The 14,207-nt window shown below is 71.8% G+C and carries 17 protein-coding genes; 9 read left to right on the top strand and 8 right to left on the bottom strand.

The genetic code is table 11. The features are described 5' to 3' along the window. Nucleotides 1-94 precede the first annotated feature (94 nt). The 5 genes from ACIRFL_RS05260 (at nt 95) to ACIRFL_RS05280 (ending at nt 5,745) form a co-directional block, all read left to right on the top strand. Nucleotides 95-2,224 (top strand): hydantoinase/oxoprolinase family protein, encoded by a 2,130-nt coding sequence (locus ACIRFL_RS05260; protein WP_404024053.1) that lies wholly within the window; start codon nt 95-97, stop codon nt 2,222-2,224. Continuing rightward, complete coding sequence (locus ACIRFL_RS05265; RefSeq protein ID WP_404024054.1) at nt 2,221-2,817, top strand: hypothetical protein; 597 nt, start codon at nt 2,221-2,223, stop codon at nt 2,815-2,817. The genes ACIRFL_RS05260 and ACIRFL_RS05265 overlap by 4 nt, the downstream gene beginning before the upstream one ends. A gap of 3 nt (nt 2,818-2,820) precedes the next feature. After that, the gene (locus ACIRFL_RS05270) at nt 2,821-4,101 is read left to right on the top strand and encodes a transporter (RefSeq protein ID WP_404024057.1); all 1,281 of its coding nucleotides are present in this window, start codon (nt 2,821-2,823) and stop codon (nt 4,099-4,101) included. A gap of 31 nt (nt 4,102-4,132) precedes the next feature. Next, a complete protein-coding gene (locus ACIRFL_RS05275; RefSeq protein WP_404024060.1) occupies nt 4,133-5,131 on the top strand; it encodes a hypothetical protein in 999 nt (332 codons plus the stop codon). A 104-nt stretch (nt 5,132-5,235) separates the two neighbouring features. Further along, on the top strand, nt 5,236-5,745 hold the full coding sequence (locus ACIRFL_RS05280) for a GNAT family N-acetyltransferase (protein WP_404024062.1): 510 nt from the start codon (nt 5,236-5,238) through the stop codon (nt 5,743-5,745). A gap of 100 nt (nt 5,746-5,845) precedes the next feature. Here ACIRFL_RS05280 and ACIRFL_RS05285 read toward each other — a convergent pair whose 3' ends face one another. Beyond that, a complete protein-coding gene (locus ACIRFL_RS05285) occupies nt 5,846-6,385 on the bottom strand; it encodes a YbhB/YbcL family Raf kinase inhibitor-like protein (RefSeq protein ID WP_404024063.1) in 540 nt (179 codons plus the stop codon). 105 nt (nt 6,386-6,490) lie between these two features. On the opposite strand from ACIRFL_RS05285, the gene ACIRFL_RS05290 reads away from it, so the two are divergent. From ACIRFL_RS05290 to ACIRFL_RS05300, 3 genes are all read left to right on the top strand, one after another. Next, nucleotides 6,491-7,168 carry a GntR family transcriptional regulator gene (locus ACIRFL_RS05290; RefSeq protein WP_404024066.1) on the top strand — a complete coding sequence of 226 codons (678 nt, stop codon included), beginning with the start codon at nt 6,491-6,493 and terminating at the stop codon, nt 7,166-7,168. Nucleotides 7,169-7,318: 150 nt separating this feature from the next. Continuing rightward, nucleotides 7,319-8,608 (top strand): esterase/lipase family protein, encoded by a 1,290-nt coding sequence (locus ACIRFL_RS05295; protein ID WP_404024068.1) that lies wholly within the window; start codon nt 7,319-7,321, stop codon nt 8,606-8,608. A gap of 44 nt (nt 8,609-8,652) precedes the next feature. Further along, a complete protein-coding gene (locus tag ACIRFL_RS05300; RefSeq protein WP_404024070.1) occupies nt 8,653-9,684 on the top strand; it encodes an alpha/beta fold hydrolase in 1,032 nt (343 codons plus the stop codon). Nucleotides 9,685-9,757: 73 nt separating this feature from the next. Here the strand turns inward: ACIRFL_RS05300 and ACIRFL_RS05305 are convergent, their stop codons facing one another. The 6 genes from ACIRFL_RS05305 to ACIRFL_RS05330 form a co-directional block, all read right to left on the bottom strand. Then, nucleotides 9,758-10,144 (bottom strand): VOC family protein, encoded by a 387-nt coding sequence (locus ACIRFL_RS05305; RefSeq protein WP_404024426.1) that lies wholly within the window; start codon nt 10,142-10,144, stop codon nt 9,758-9,760. Then, nucleotides 10,141-10,434, bottom strand: coding sequence for an ArsR/SmtB family transcription factor (locus ACIRFL_RS05310; protein WP_404024072.1), 294 nt, complete (start codon nt 10,432-10,434; stop codon nt 10,141-10,143). The genes ACIRFL_RS05305 and ACIRFL_RS05310 overlap by 4 nt, the downstream gene beginning before the upstream one ends. Before the next feature lie 112 nt (nt 10,435-10,546). After that, nucleotides 10,547-11,008: a DUF6010 family protein gene (locus tag ACIRFL_RS05315; protein ID WP_404024073.1), complete on the bottom strand. Its 462-nt coding sequence runs from the start codon at nt 11,006-11,008 to the stop codon at nt 10,547-10,549. Next, nucleotides 11,005-11,298, bottom strand: a complete 294-nt coding sequence (locus tag ACIRFL_RS05320) for a DUF3817 domain-containing protein (RefSeq protein WP_404024075.1) — start codon at nt 11,296-11,298, stop codon at nt 11,005-11,007. The genes ACIRFL_RS05315 and ACIRFL_RS05320 overlap by 4 nt, the downstream gene beginning before the upstream one ends. Nucleotides 11,299-11,320: 22 nt before the next feature. Beyond that, nucleotides 11,321-11,647 (bottom strand): hypothetical protein, encoded by a 327-nt coding sequence (locus tag ACIRFL_RS05325; protein WP_404024076.1) that lies wholly within the window; start codon nt 11,645-11,647, stop codon nt 11,321-11,323. An 81-nt stretch (nt 11,648-11,728) separates the two neighbouring features. Next, nucleotides 11,729-12,418, bottom strand: coding sequence for a DJ-1/PfpI family protein (locus tag ACIRFL_RS05330; protein ID WP_404024079.1), 690 nt, complete (start codon nt 12,416-12,418; stop codon nt 11,729-11,731). Nucleotides 12,419-12,731: 313 nt separating this feature from the next. Here ACIRFL_RS05330 and ACIRFL_RS05335 point away from each other — a divergent pair, with 313 nt between their 5' ends. After that, entirely contained in the window at nt 12,732-13,469 is a 738-nt protein-coding gene (locus ACIRFL_RS05335; protein ID WP_404024080.1) for a hypothetical protein, read from the top strand. Nucleotides 13,470-13,545: 76 nt separating this feature from the next. Here the strand turns inward: ACIRFL_RS05335 and ACIRFL_RS05340 are convergent, their stop codons facing one another. Beyond that, nucleotides 13,546-14,193 carry an aspartate/glutamate racemase family protein gene (locus tag ACIRFL_RS05340; RefSeq protein WP_404024083.1) on the bottom strand — a complete coding sequence of 216 codons (648 nt, stop codon included), beginning with the start codon at nt 14,191-14,193 and terminating at the stop codon, nt 13,546-13,548. Nucleotides 14,194-14,207: the final 14 nt, after the last annotated feature.

Consider the following 14,207-nt stretch of genomic DNA (forward strand, 5'->3'; position numbering starts at 1 on the left):
CCACCCCCGCGCGGCGCGGAGTCGGGCGGGGCAGCACCACCTGCCCCGCCCCGCCGCCCGCGTGGACCGACCCAGCACAAGGAGGTGCCCGGACATGACCACCCACCGCATCCGCGTCGGCATCGACGTGGGCGGAACCTTCACGGACGCCGTGGCCGTCGACGCCACGACGCTCCGACTCGTGGGCCAGGTGAAGGTGCCCACGAGCCACCACCACGAGGACGGCGTCGCCCACGGCATCGTCGAAGCGCTCGACCGGCTGCTACGACAGACCGGCCACGCACCCGCCGACGTCACCTTCCTCGCCCACGGCACGACCCAGGCTACCAACGCCCTGCTGGAGGGCGACGTCGCCACCGTGGGCCTGCTCGGCATCGGCACGGGACCGGCGGCCTTCCTCACCCGCCGCCTCGCCTCCCTCGCCAAGCTCGAACTCACCCCCGGCAAACGGCTTCCCCTGCTGTACGCGCACGTGCCCGACCCCGACGACGAACGCGCCGTACCGGCGGCGGTCCAGCAGTTGAAGGACGCCGGCGCACAAGCGCTCGTGGCCAGCGAGCCGTTCGGCGTCGACCGACCCGAAGGCGAGCAGGCCGTCGCCGCGGCCGGCCGCGCCGCCGGGCTGCCGACGACGGCCGCGCACGACATCACCTCCCTGTACGGGCTGCGCAAGCGCACCCGCACCGCCGTCGTCAACGCCGCGATCCTGCCGCGCATGCTGGCCACCGCCGATCTCGTCGACTCCTCCATCACCAAGGCGGGCGTCACCGCGCCGCTGATGGTGATGCGCTGCGACGGGGGAGTGATGTCGCTCGACGAGATGCGCCGCCGCCCCCTGCTGACCGTGCTGTCGGGGCCGGCCGCGGGCGTCGCGGGCGCCCTGATGCAAGAACGCGTCAGCGAGGGCGTCTTCTTGGAGACCGGCGGCACCTCGACCGACATCAGCGTCGTCCGCCGCGGCAAGGTCGCCGTACGGCACGCCACCATCCTCGGCCGCACCTCCTACCTCAACGCCCTGGACGTGCGCACCGTAGGCATCGGAGGCGGCTCCATGGTCCGCCTCGCAGGCGGCCGGATCACCGGTGTCGGCCCGCGCAGCGCCCATATCGCCGGCCTGCCGTACGCCTGCTTCGCCGCACCCGACGACCTGCGGGACGCCACGCTGGCCACGGTGCGCCCGATGCCCGGCGACGCCGCCGACCACGCGGTGCTCGACGCCGCGGGCGGACGGTTCGCGATCACCATGACCTGCGCCGCCAACGCCCTGGGACGGGTACCGGAAGGCGACTTCGCCCACGCCGACCCCGAGACGGCGCGCGCCGCCCTCGCCCCGCTCGCCGCCGCGCTCGGCACCGACGTGGCCACCGCCGCCACCCGGATCCTGGACGCGGGCACCGCCCAGGTGAAGACCGTGGTGGACACCCTGATGCGCGAGTACCGACTGGACGCCGACGTCGCCGTCCTGGTCGGCGGCGGGGGCGGCGCGGCCTCCGTCACCCCGCACCTGGCCGCGGTCACCGGCATGCGCGGCCGGATCGCCGCGCACAGCGAGGTCATCAGCCCGATCGGCGTCGCCCTCGCCCTGGTCCGCGAACAGGTGGAGCGGATCGTGCCCGGGGCGACCCAGGAACAGATCCTCGCCGTACGCGCGGAAGCCGAGCAGGCCGTCATCGCCCAGGGCGCCGCCGCCGACGGCGTGGAGGTCGAGGTCACCGTGGACGCGCAGACCCATGCCGTGCGCGCCGTCGCCACCGGAGCCACCGAACTGCGCACCCAGGACCGCGCCCACCGGGCCGACGAGAGCGAACGGCTGCGCCTGGCCGCGGCCAGCCTCAAGACCGACCCCTCCCGCGTCCAGGTCCTCGCCGGCACGCCCGCGCACACCGTCTACGGCGCCGACACCCCCCGCCGCTTCCGCCCCGACCGGCATCCGGTACGGATCGTGGACGCCGACGGCGTCGTACGCCATCACGCCGCCGACGCCACGGTGGCCGCCACCACCGTCGGACAGGCACCCGAGGTCCTGGCCCGCCTGGTCGCCGAGTCCACCTCCTACGGCGACGGCGGAGTGCGCGCCCCCGCCGTCCGCCTGCTGCTGGGCTCGCGCATCGCCGACCTCTCCGGCGTGCTGGACCCGCAGCCGCTGCTCGCCCTCGCCCGCAGCGAACTGCGCTCCAGGGCCGCCGACGAACCCGTCGTCGCCGTCCTGGAGGCACGGACATGACCGCCCCCGCGGCAGGCCCGGACCTCGCGCGGACCGACGACATCGAGTGGGCCGTACGACTGCTGGCCGCCACCCCCACCCACGAGGGCCGCGACCCGCTGCTGCTGCGCCGATGGGCCCTGGCCGCCGACGCGTTCGGCGCCGCTCTCGCCCCCGTCGCCTCGACCGCCCGCGTCGTAGAACGCGACGGCGGGCTCGCGCAAGGGCTGCTCGCCCGCTACCGCTCACGACCGCCGACGGTCGAGCTGTACACCGACACCCTCGCCCTCGCGGAGCGCGTCGTCGACGCACACGGCTGGCGCGCCTGGTACCCACCGGGCTCGGTGCGGGCCGCCGCCCTCGCCCACGAGGCCGTGCACGCCCACCTCCACCACGGCCCGGCACGGGCCGCCCTCACCCGCACCCTCGGCCACACCGCGCTGCGGCTCGGCCGCTGGCGACTGCCCGGCCATGTCGCCGGCGCCGAGGAGGTCGCCGCGCACGCCTACGCCCGCACCGTGTGCGGCCTCGGCCGCAGCCCCCTGCTTCTGACCGCCGCGCTGGCCGCCGTGACCGGCGACGACCGTGCCCGCCCCGCAAGAAGAGAGAACTGACCCATGGGTGTCGTCATCCTCGTCGTCATGGCGGCCGGTGTCGCCGCGATGCTCACCCGCAGAATTCCCACGGCCTTCGCCCTGGTGATCCTCGCCGTGGCCATCGCCTTCCTGGCCGGCGCGCCGCTCACCGGCGAGCACAGCGTCCTGGACACGGTGCTCCAGGAGGGCGCACCGGCCCTGGCCGCGACCATGGTCGCGATCATCCTCGGCTCCTGGCTAGGCCGGCTCCTGGACGAGACCGGCATCGCCGGCACCCTCGTCCGCAAGATCGTGGAGTTCGGCGGCGACCGGCCCACCGTCGTCGCCCTCGGCGTCCTCGCCGTCTCCGCGCTCGTCGGCACCGTGACGGGCTCGGCGCCCGCGGCCATGCTCGCCGGCATCATCGGCATCCCCGCCATGATCGCCGTGGGCGTGCCCAAGGTGACGGCCGCGGGCACCGTGCTGATGGGCATCGCCGTCGGCGCCCCCTTCGAACTGCCCGTGTGGCAGTTCTTCTCCACCGCGCTGAACCTGCCGATCCCCACCGTGCGCGGCTTCATGGTGAAACTGTTCCCCTTCGCACTGGCCGCCGCCCTCGCCTATGTGGTGATCGAAACCCGTCGCCGCGGCACCGAGCACGCCTGGTCCCTGAAGTCGGTGCCGGCGCGCCCCCGTTCACGCCGGGAACAGCTCGGCGACGCACCCTGGTACGCGCTGCTCGCCCCTCTGGTGCCGCTGGTCCTCGCCCTCGGCCTGGAGGTGGCCATCGTCCCCTCACTGCTGGCGGGCGTCGGCTACGCCCTGGTGACCACGACGAAACCGCGGGAGATGAACAAGCGGCTGCTGCGCACCCTGTACGGCGGCTTCGAGGTGGCCGCGCCGCCGATCACCCTGTTCGTCGCCATCGGCATCCTGCTCGCCGCCGTCAAACTCCCCGGTGCCGTCGACGCACTGCAACCCCTGGTCAAGGCGGTCAGCCCGGACAACCCGGTGCTGTTCGTGCTCGTCTTCACCCTGCTGGTGCCGCTGTGCCTGTACCGCGGACCGCTCAACGTCTTCGGTCTCGGCGCGGGCATCGCCGGCGTCCTCATCGCCACCGGCATCTACCCGGCCGCCGCCGTGCTCGGCATGGCCACCAGCTACAACCAGGTCTTCGGCGTCGCCGATCCGACCAGCACCCAGACCGTGTGGAGCGCCCAGTACGCAGGCGTCACCCCGCAACAGGTCATGCTCCGCACCCTGCCCTACGTATGGGCGGTCGCCCTCGGCGGTCTGTGCGTCACCGCCGCGCTGTACCTGTGACCCGATCCCTTCCGCACCCGATGGAGCCGACATGCACGAGCCGCACCTCGACCGCCGTCTCTTCCTGAAGGGCACCGCCGCCACGGGCGCCGCCCTGGCCCTGGGCACCGCCGCCGCACCCGCGGCGACGGCGGCGCCGGCGGGCTTCCCCGACTACACCTATGTGCGCACCCTGCTGACGCCGTCGAGGCTCGCCTACAACCCCACCGGCGAGATCATCTTCCCCACCGTGCGCGGCGTCTACGACAAGCTGGCCACGCGGCTGGGCCGCTACTACCTCTACTACGCACCGCACGACGCCCCGGGCGGCATCTGCCTCGCCTACGGTGACTCCCTCGAAGGGCCGTTCACCGAGTACCCGGGCAACCCGATCGTCTCCCGCCAGTGGCAGCCGCACTACTCCGTCAGCCATGTCTCCTCACCCCATGTGCTGTGGAACGCCGACGCGAAGGAACTGTGGCTGTACTTCCACGGCGAGAACACCACCACCCGCCTCGCCCGCTCGACCGACGGCATCCACTTCACCTACGACAAGGTGGTCCTGACGACGTCGATGCTGCCCGCGGGCACCACGGAGACGTCGTACGCCCGTGTCTTCCGCCATGACCTGCCCTCGCGGGGCGCCCGCTACGTCATGGTCTTCATGCTCAACAACACCACCAACCACCGTGACATCCACTGGGGTTGGTCCGCCGACGGACGCAACTGGACCTTCGACCAGAAGCCGCTCATCCGGCACGGCGACGTCGGCGCGGTCAACGTCGGCGGCCCGCACCTGCTGCACCGCAACGACTCCACCTATGTCGTCTACAACAAGGACAAGGAGAGCGGCGGCGACATCATGATCACCGAGGTCGGCAACGACTTCACCCTCCGCAACCACCTCGGCGTCTTCTACAACTCCCGTTCCTCGGCCCCGGAGAACGGCCGCGCCGCCGCGCCCAGCTTCGGCACGGACCACGGGGTCCCCTACATGATCTACGAGGCGGGCGAACGCCTCGCCGGCTCCATCGCGGTGGCCCGCGGCTGACCAACCGGCCGGCCCGACGGCGGCGGCCCGCCAAGGGCCGCCGCCGGACGGAGGCTGCCGTCGTCATGTGGCGGGCGCACGGCGGGGCGCATACTCTCCTGCCCATGCACGAGTTGCAGTTGCTCCGCGCGGATCACGCCCCCGCGCTCCTTGCCTTCGAGCGGGAGAACCGGGCCTACTTCGCGGCATCCATCCCCGACCGGGGCGAGGACTACTTCGCCCGGTTCGACGAGCGGCACCGTGACCTGCTGGCCGAACAGGACGCCGGGGTCTGCCATTTCCATGTGCTGGTGGGCACTGCGGGCGAGGTGCTGGGCCGGGTCAACCTGGTGGACGTGGCGGACGGCGCCGCCGACCTCGGGTACCGGATCGCGGAGCGCGCCGCGGGCCGGGGGCTGGCCACCTCGGCGGTACGGGAGGTGTGCGGCCTCGCCGCCGGCAGATACGGACTGACCACCCTGCGAGCCGCCACCACCTACGACAACGCGGCGTCCCGAGCGGTGCTGGCCCGTACGGGATTCACGGTCACCGGCGAAACGCAGCTCTCGGGTCGCCCCGGCCTCACCTTCCGGCGCCACCTCCACAACTCCCCACCCACGCCTCACGACCTTTGACGCCGGCCACGTACCCGCGAGAACACGCCTTCCCCCTCGAACCCCAGGACGGTGCGGAGATACGTCTGCGTGGTGTCAACGAGTGCGGACATGCCGCGCGTCAGGCGGGGGTTTCAGCGGTGGCGGTCAGGACCGCGCGGCCGAGGATGTGGCCGGCCATGGTGAAGCCGAGGACGGCCGGGGTGGCGTCGGCCGCCACGCCGATGGACTCGACGTCGAGGGCGTGCACCACGACGAAGTACCGGTGCGGGCCGTGCCCGGCCGGCGGTGCGGCGCCGATGTAGCGGGCCGCGCGGGCGTCGTTGGGCAGTTGGAAGGCGCCCTCCGGCAGCCCCGAGCCGGTGTCGTCGCCTGCGCCCTCGGGCAGTTCGGTGACGGTGGCGGGGATGTCGGCGACCGCCCAGTGCCAGAACCCGGACCCGGTGGGTGCGTCGGGGTCGTACACGGTGACGGCATAGCTCTTGGTGCCTTCGGGGGCGCCGCTCCAGGACAGCTGCGGGGAGACGTCCTTGCCGCCCGGCACGCCGAAGATGCCGGAGAACTGCTCCGGCGACCAGGCGGCGCCGTCGGCGACGGTGGTGCTGGTGACGGTGAAGGAGGCCGCCTCGGGGAGGCGGGCGAAGGGGTCGTTGGCGCGCATGGCGTCGTTCCTTTCAAGCAGTGGGGTGGCGGTGGTCTTCGACCGCCACTGGATCGACGATAACACTAATAATCGATTTTCAAGGGAATCGTCTATGCTGGGCGCATGACCCAGACCGACCACACCCCGGCCCCGAAGGGGAAGCAGATGCTCTCCGAGCAGGTCTACGCGCACCTGCGCGACGCGATCATGCGCGGGGACTACGCCCCCGGTGACGCCCTCAAACCGCAGGACCTCGCCACGGAACAGGGCGTGAGCCTGGCCGTCGTACGCGAGGCGCTGGTCCGGGTGGTCGGCGAAGGGCTCGCCGACCGGCTGCCCAACCGCGGCTTCGCCGTACCGGCCTTCTCCGACCGCCGCTGGCAGGAGATCGCGGAGGCCCGCCGGACCATCGAACCGGTCGTGCTGCGCATGTCCGTCGAGCGCGGCGACGTCGACTGGGAGGCCCGCGTACGAGCCGCACACCACCGTCTGGCGCGCACCCCGGCGTATCTGCCGGGCGAGGGCGAGCACTACAGCGGCGCGTGGGCCGAGGCCCACCGGCTCTTCCACCGCACTCTGCTGGAGGGCTGCGGCAACCCCGTTCTGCTGGAGACCTTCGACCGGATGTGGACGGCGAGCGAGCTGGCCCGCCGCTGGTCGGCGCTCCGCGCCCCCGACCGCGACGGCACCGGTGAGCACCGCCGACTGGAGGAGGCGGCGCTGGCACGCGACGCCGACACCGCGGCGGAGGTGCTGACCCGGCACCTCACCCAGACCGCGGCCGTGCTGACCGACCGTTGAGCACCACCATGTAACTGGCCTTCTTTATAGGGTCCGCGCACATGCCGTGCCCCGCGTCCTTTGCCTAACGTGTGCGCTGCTCGGGGCCGGCCCGGCGGCAGCGTGAACACGGCGAACACGGCGAACACGGCGAACAAGGGGGTCCGGAACATGGCGCACGGACGAGGTCGTATCGGGCGATGGCGGCTGCTGTTCGCCCTGCTGCTGGCGGTGGTGGCCGCGGTACCGGCCGCCGCCGGAACCGCGGCCGCCGCCGCGCCGCCGCCGTACCTCACCCTTGAGGCGAGCTACGGGTCAGGCGTCGTCAAGGGCGGCTGGGAGAGCGTGGAGCGCTATCTCGACACCACCACCGGATTCCGCGCCGAGGGTTACCCGCCGGACGGCCGCGGTGACCAGGACGGCCGGCGCGTCACCTACTTCGGCGGCGTCTCCCGTCCCTACTCCGGCCGCTTCCTGCTCTACTCGGCGCCCGGCTGGAACACCGGCACCCGCAGCACGCCGGTCCTCCTCGTGCACGGCGCGAACGACACCGCGGACCGTGCCTGGGCCGACCCGGGCGAGGCGGGCGGGTACGGCTGCGGCGCCCTCTCCTGCCCGTCCACCGGGCTGATGCAGTACCTGTCCCAGCGCGGCCACCGCGTCTTCGCCGTCGGCTTCGCGCACAAGCAGGGCGACAACCTGACGCAGGCGCAGATCGTCGGCGACGCGATCGCCGTCATCAAGGCGAAGCTGGGCGTCGACAAGGTCGACCTCGTCGGCTGGAGCAAGGGCGAGATGTCGACCCGCGCTTATGTGTCGTCGGTGAAGCCGAGCTGGGGCCGCGGCTACGCCGGTGACGTACGCAAACTGATCACCGTAGGCGGTCCGAACGGCGGCTACGACTACCCGTACGCCCACGGCTGGGCGCACGACTTCTCCATCTGGCCCGAATGCGGCGGAAAGGTCAACGCCCCCTCCCCGCACTCCCACATGACGTGCTACGGCCTGTACACGGCGCACCCCGAATTCTCCATGACGCCCTCCGGCGGCTACGACAACTACCCCGGCCAGCGTCAGATGCTGGCTCGCTGGGACGGGGTTTACGGAGTGGACGGCGCCGCGCAGGACTGGTACACGACGTACTACGGCGGCCAGGGCTTCTACACGGCGGGCAGCGGAATCCAGGCCGCCATCGACGCCGGCTCACTGATCAAGCCGCTGCAGAACGCCGGCGTACCCGCCTCGGTCACGACCTACCTGCTGGCCGGCGGTTCCCCGGACGTCCTCGGCATCTTCAACGAGAACCGCGGCCCCAGCGACGGTGTCGTCTTCATCGCCAGCGCGCTAGACACCACGGGCATCCCCACGGTCGGCGGCACCGCCACCGTCGCCGGCGCCAACCACCTCGAACTGGGGTGGAACACCTCGGCCGCCGCCCAGATCGCCACCTGGCTGTCGTGACAAGGACGACGGACCAAGGAGCCCGAGCAGACCAAGGACCGCACATGACCACGAGCAGCATCCGCTCCCGCCGCGTACCCACCGAGCGGCTGACCGTCCGGATCGAGGAGATCCGGGACGAGGGGGAACCGGTCGTCTTCGTCCACGGCAACGTCTCCTCCGCCGCGTTCTGGCGCCCCGCCCTCGCCCGGCTCCCGGACCGCTACCGGCCCATCGCGCCGGACCTGCGCGGCTTCGGCGGCACCGACCCGCTGCCCATCGACGCGACACGCGGACTGCGCGACCACACCGACGACCTCGCCGCGCTGCTGACGGCCCTCGGGATCGACCGGGCGCACCTGGTGGGCTGGTCGATGGGCGGGGGCGTGGTGCTGCAGTATCTGCGCGACCACCCGGCCGCGGTGCGCTCGGTGACCCTGGTCAACCCGGTCTCCCCGTACGGCTTCGGCGGCACCCACGGGAAGGACGGAATCCTCAACTCCGAGGACGGTGCGGGCTCCGGCGCGGGCACGGCCAACCCCGAGTTCGTGGCGCGGCTCGCCAAGGGCGACCGCGGCGAGGAATCCCCGCTCTCACCCCGCTCGGTCCTGGCGAACTGCTATGTGCACCCGCCGTGGCGTCCCGAGCACGAGGAGGAGTACGTCACGTCCATGCTCACCACGCGGACCGGCGAGGACCACTATCCAGGCGACAGCACCGCGTCCCCCTGCTGGCCGGGTGTCGCACCGGGCACCCGCGGGGTGCTCAACTCCCTTTCGCCGCTTCGTTTCCGCCTCGACGACCTCCATGTGATCGAGCCCAAGCCGCCGGTGCTGTGGATCCGCGGCGAGAAGGACGTGATCGTCTCGGACACCTCGATGTTCGACCTGGCACACCTGGGCTCGATCGGCGCGGTGCCGGGCTGGGACGGGACCCCCGCCCAGCCGATGGTGACACAGACGCGCCACGTCCTGGACCGCTACGCGGCCGAGGGCGGCACGGTGCGCGAGGTCGCCGTGCCCGGCGCGGGGCACGCCGTGCATCTGGAACGGCCCGACGAGTTCGGCGCCGCGCTGCTGGACGTGCTCTCCGCATGACGGTGCGCGCGGCCTGTCCCTGCGGCGGCGGACCCACCCGGCGGTGGTGACGCCGCCGCGGCGGACGCGACACCTACTTGCTGTGCACGATCTGGATCAGATTGCCGCAGGTGTCGTCGAAGACCGCGGTGGTGACCGTGCCCGTTTCCAGCGGCTCCTGGGTGAAGCGCACCCCGAGTCCGCGCAGCCGGTCGAACTCCGCCCGTACGTCGTCCACGGCGAAGGAGGTGGCCGGGATGCCGTCCTGGACGAGAGCCGTCCGGTACGGCCGTACCGCGGGATGGCCGGAGGGCTCAAGCAGCAGTTCGGTCCCGGTGGGATCTTCCGGCGAGACCACGGTCAGCCACCGGTCCTCACCGAGCGGCACATCGTGCTTCTTCGCAAAGCCCAGCACGTCGGTATAGAAACGCAGGGCCGTCTCCTGGTCGTCGACGAAGACACTGGACAGGTGGATCTTCATGGGCTGCTCTCCGGTGTGTCGGGCCTGAGCCATCGGGTCACGATGCGCTCCAGCGGCTCGGTGTTCAGGTCGTGGAACTTGTAGCGGCCCTGGCGCCGCGACATGACCAGACCCGCGGATTCCAGTACGGCAAGATGCTGACTGATCGCTTGGCGGGACAGTCCCAAGCCGTGCTTGGCCGTCAGCCGATCGCATATCTCGAAGAGGGTCTGGCCGTCCCGTTCCATCAGTTCATCGAGGATGCGCCGACGGGTGGGGTCGGCCAGCGCCTTGAAGACATCGTCCGCCACGACCACGAGCATAGGCAAGTGGTGACTTGCCTATCAAGACCGCCGCCCGGAGACGGTTCATGCCACGGCCGTCGGCCGGCGCACGACGACACGGTGCGGATTAGCGTGCGGCTCATCGGCTCCGGGCGCGGCCTGCGTCGCTGACCGCGGGTTTCTGCGGCGTCGCCGCCGCGGTGCCGGAGCGGGCGAACCGGCCGCGGACGAGGCCGATCAGCGAGGGGCCGCCGCGCAGACACCACAGGGCGATGACGGGATCGCAGATCGCGCAGCCCAGGGAGGACGTGTGGGCGAACGGCACGATCGGGTTGCCCTTGAGGTGGTGCAGCACGTCCCAGGCGGTGTGCATCAGCCAGGCGATGCCGATGAACGTCCAGGACTCAAGACCGCGGTAGGCGACATACGTGGCGACGGCGGTGAACAGGAACTCGCAGCCGCCGAAGCCGCCACCGCTCAGATACGCGGCGCCCGCTCCCGCCACCATGATCGCGTTGAAGCGGCGTCGGTGCGGTTCACGGATCAGCGACATCAGCAGCGCGTACAGGAGGCCGATCAGGATCGGCATGACGTAGATCATGACTGGGTGGCCTCTTCCGGGTCCGTACGGGTGGCGCCGGAGCGGTCGAGCAGCCGCAGGGCGAGCAGACCGCCGACGCCGGGGATGACGGCGACGGCCTTGGCTGTGGTCGTGGCCCGGCTCAGGCGCCAGGTGGCGATCACGACGAACAGGTAGGCGCAGCCGTGGGTGGGGCCCATCAGGGAGGAGACGGGTTCGAGGTGGGCGGTGGCGATGTTGGCCAGCATGACGACCAGTGAGATCAGTTCTGTGTGTGCCGCGATGCGCAGGGGCCGCAGGTGCACGGTCATACTCCCGTGGTGGAGGCGGGCGTCAGGATCGGCGGTCCGCCGCGGGCGGGGCCGTGCGCCGCTCACCGCTGACCTTGGAGGCCGGAAGGCGCCCGGCCCTCGAGGTCCCCTTCATGGTGTCGCCGTCGACCGTCACGTCGAAGGCGAGGTTCAGCCTCAGGGGCCTGGTGATGGCCTGATGCCACGTCAGCCGGCTGCCGGCCAGGGCGACATCGCCGAGGGGGACCTCCTCGCCCTCCCCGCGGGCGACGCCGGTCAGCACGCCGGCCTCCCGCCAGAGATCGACCACGGCCTTGATCCTGCCGATGGGAGTGGAGATGGACAGGTCCCAGACGCCTTCGACGGACATGGTGCTGTTCTTCCTTACGGTGGGTGTGAACGAAGAGGGGAGCGGCGCTCTGTGCCGCGCCGGGTGTGCGTATGTGTGAGGTCAGAAACCGACGGGGGCCGGGCCCTGGTCGCGCCATACCGTGCCGCGGCGCTCGTAGGCGAACAACTCCTCCACGGCGTGCGCGATACGAGGCCCCAGCTCGCGCTCCAGCAGGTACAGCCCCAGGTCGAGCCCGGAGGTCACGCCGGCACCGGTCACGAGGTCGCCGTCGTCGACGACGCGTGCCCGCACCATGTGGGCGCCGGTGGCGTCGAGCATGTCCAGGCCCATGTGGTGCGTCGTGGCACGGCGTTCCTCCAGCAGGCCCGCCATGGCCAGGACGAGCGAGCCGCCGCACACGGTGGCGACCGTCACCTCGGGGTTGTCCATGGCCGCCTTCAGCAGTGCGGGCAGCTCGGTGTTCAGGGTGCGGGCCAGCAGGACCGGGATGAACTCGTCCTCGCGCCACTCCGCGTCGCCCGCGTCACGGTCGGGGACCTCATCGGGCTCCCCGACGCGGCCCGCCGCACCGGGGACCACGATCAGGCCCGGGCGCGAGGGGTCCAGGGCGGCGGTGGCGCGCAGGGTCAGGCCCCCGGTGCCGCTGACCACCTCGCGGGCGCCCTGCGCAGAGACCAGTTCCACGCTGAGCGCGCCCGCGGAGGCGATGCCGCCGGCGGACAGCACTTCGAAGGGAGCGACGACGTCGAGCGGATCGAAGCCGTCGAACAGGACGATCTGGGCGTGCATGGGGAGTTCCTTCGGACGAGGACGAACCGGCCCGCTGCCGGAGACGCCTTTCGAACGTATGCGGTCGCCCTCGGGCACCCCAGTGGCACGAGTGACACTCTTCAACGGGATACTGCCAAGCCCCACCACACCCCTCCGACCCGGCAATGCGGCCCACGGGGGCCTTGTCCTGTCACTCCGGCCCGCGGATAGACTTCACACGTGCGCTGATCTCCCCGCGGCGGCCAAGTACCGCCGCACACGGTGCCGGTGGTCCCACCCGCGGGGGCCGCCCGGCTGATGTGCCCGCCATCAACCCACCGGAGAGCCCGCCTTGACTGCGCACCAGCCCCTCGTCTACGACGCGTTCATTGAGCGCGCCGCCACCGATCCGGCCGTCGTCGGCCTCGTCCTGAAGGGCTCCTGGGCCCACGACGGCATGACCACCGAACACTCCGACCACGACCTGTACGTCGTCCTCGCCGACGGCGCCGCGACGGAACTCACCCGCTTCGCCGGGCACCGTTCCCCGGAACTCGACCTCGTCGTCGTCTCCCTCGACGAGTTCCGCGCGGCCGGCATGCCGGGCTTCGAACGGTACGCCCTCGCTCGGGCCCGGATCGTGCTCGACCGGCTCGACGGCGGCATCGCACACATCCTGGCCGACAAGGCACGGCTCACCACCGATGAGGCGTCCCGCACCGCACGCGCATGGCTCGACGCCTACGCCAACTCCCTCTACCGCTCGGTCAAGAACGACCGCGACGGCCATCCGCTCGCGGCCCGGCTCGACGCCGCCGACAGCATCCGGTACCTGCTGGAACTGCTGTTCGCCCTCGACCGCCGCCCCCGCCCCTACAACAAGTACCTGGAGTGGGAACTCGCCCGATTCCCACTGCCCGGCTGGGACACCGGCATGCTGCTGGCCGCGGTGGAACACATCGCGGCAACCGGCGACGTGCCCACGCAGCGACGGCTCTTCGCCCAGGTCGAACCGACAGCCCGACAAGCCGGCCACGGAACGGTACTGGACGCATGGGACAAGGACCTCAACCTGATGCGACCGCAGTAGCCCTCCACCTTCGCGCCAGAACCGCCCCGAAATCAGCCGGGTTCGATGGTCGGGCGGCGGCGGGGTGGGGGAGGGGTCAGGTGGTGTGGTGGTAGGTGGTTATCAGGCCTGCTGCGAGGACGGGGTCCACTACTGGGACGCCGAGGTGGTGTTCCAGGCGGGGGCGGATGCCTACGGACGTCAGGCCCGTGCAGGCCAGCAGGAGGGTGTCCGCGCCCTGCGCGACCAGGTCGGCCGCCGCCGCTTCGGCGGCTTCGGTGCCCTCCGGGGTTCGCAGTTCCGTGGTGCTGTGCACGCCCTGTGGGCGGATCGAGGCCGTCAAACGGGTGCCGAGCAGGGCGGCCACGGCCGGCGGAGTCTCGTCCCGGATGCCCAGGACACCGATCCGGCTGCCCAGGGACAGGGCCACGGCGGCCGCGGCCGAACCCGCGCCGATCACGGGAACGCGTACGGCGGCACGGGTTTCGGCCAGGGCCGGATCGGCCGCACAGCTGATGATGACGGTGTCCACGCCGTCCTCCTCCAACTCCCGGGCGAGGCGGACGATCTTCGGCTCGGCGCGGCGGTGCGTGGCGTCGTCGTGGATGCCGTGCGGCTGGTCGGGGATGCACCGGGACACCGTGTGCAGGCCGTAGCGCTCGTGGAGCAGACGACCGTGGTCCTCGACCACGGCGGGGTCTTCGCTGGTGAGGACGCGGATGATGCCGACGGTGGGAACGGACACGGGAGACCTCGCTT

This window comes from Streptomyces sp. NPDC102462 (genome assembly GCF_044765425.1).
GTDB lineage: Bacteria > Actinomycetota > Actinomycetes > Streptomycetales > Streptomycetaceae > Streptomyces.

Bases quoted from the DNA above. Each gene is read 5' to 3' on its own strand.
- ACIRFL_RS05260 (WP_404024053.1), top strand. From the start codon at position 95: ATGACCACCCACCGCATCCGCGTCGGCATCGACGTGGGCGGAACCTTC.
- ACIRFL_RS05265 (WP_404024054.1), top strand. From the start codon at position 2,221: ATGACCGCCCCCGCGGCAGGCCCGGACCTCGCGCGGACCGACGACATC.
- ACIRFL_RS05270 (WP_404024057.1), top strand. From the start codon at position 2,821: ATGGGTGTCGTCATCCTCGTCGTCATGGCGGCCGGTGTCGCCGCGATG.
- ACIRFL_RS05275 (WP_404024060.1), top strand. From the start codon at position 4,133: ATGCACGAGCCGCACCTCGACCGCCGTCTCTTCCTGAAGGGCACCGCC.
- ACIRFL_RS05280 (WP_404024062.1), top strand. From the start codon at position 5,236: ATGCACGAGTTGCAGTTGCTCCGCGCGGATCACGCCCCCGCGCTCCTT.
- ACIRFL_RS05285 (WP_404024063.1), bottom strand. From the start codon at position 6,385: ATGCGCGCCAACGACCCCTTCGCCCGCCTCCCCGAGGCGGCCTCCTTC.
- ACIRFL_RS05290 (WP_404024066.1), top strand. From the start codon at position 6,491: ATGACCCAGACCGACCACACCCCGGCCCCGAAGGGGAAGCAGATGCTC.
- ACIRFL_RS05295 (WP_404024068.1), top strand. From the start codon at position 7,319: ATGGCGCACGGACGAGGTCGTATCGGGCGATGGCGGCTGCTGTTCGCC.
- ACIRFL_RS05300 (WP_404024070.1), top strand. From the start codon at position 8,653: ATGACCACGAGCAGCATCCGCTCCCGCCGCGTACCCACCGAGCGGCTG.
- ACIRFL_RS05305 (WP_404024426.1), bottom strand. From the start codon at position 10,144: ATGAAGATCCACCTGTCCAGTGTCTTCGTCGACGACCAGGAGACGGCC.
- ACIRFL_RS05315 (WP_404024073.1), bottom strand. From the start codon at position 11,008: ATGATCTACGTCATGCCGATCCTGATCGGCCTCCTGTACGCGCTGCTG.
- ACIRFL_RS05320 (WP_404024075.1), bottom strand. From the start codon at position 11,298: ATGACCGTGCACCTGCGGCCCCTGCGCATCGCGGCACACACAGAACTG.
- ACIRFL_RS05325 (WP_404024076.1), bottom strand. From the start codon at position 11,647: ATGTCCGTCGAAGGCGTCTGGGACCTGTCCATCTCCACTCCCATCGGC.
- ACIRFL_RS05330 (WP_404024079.1), bottom strand. From the start codon at position 12,418: ATGCACGCCCAGATCGTCCTGTTCGACGGCTTCGATCCGCTCGACGTC.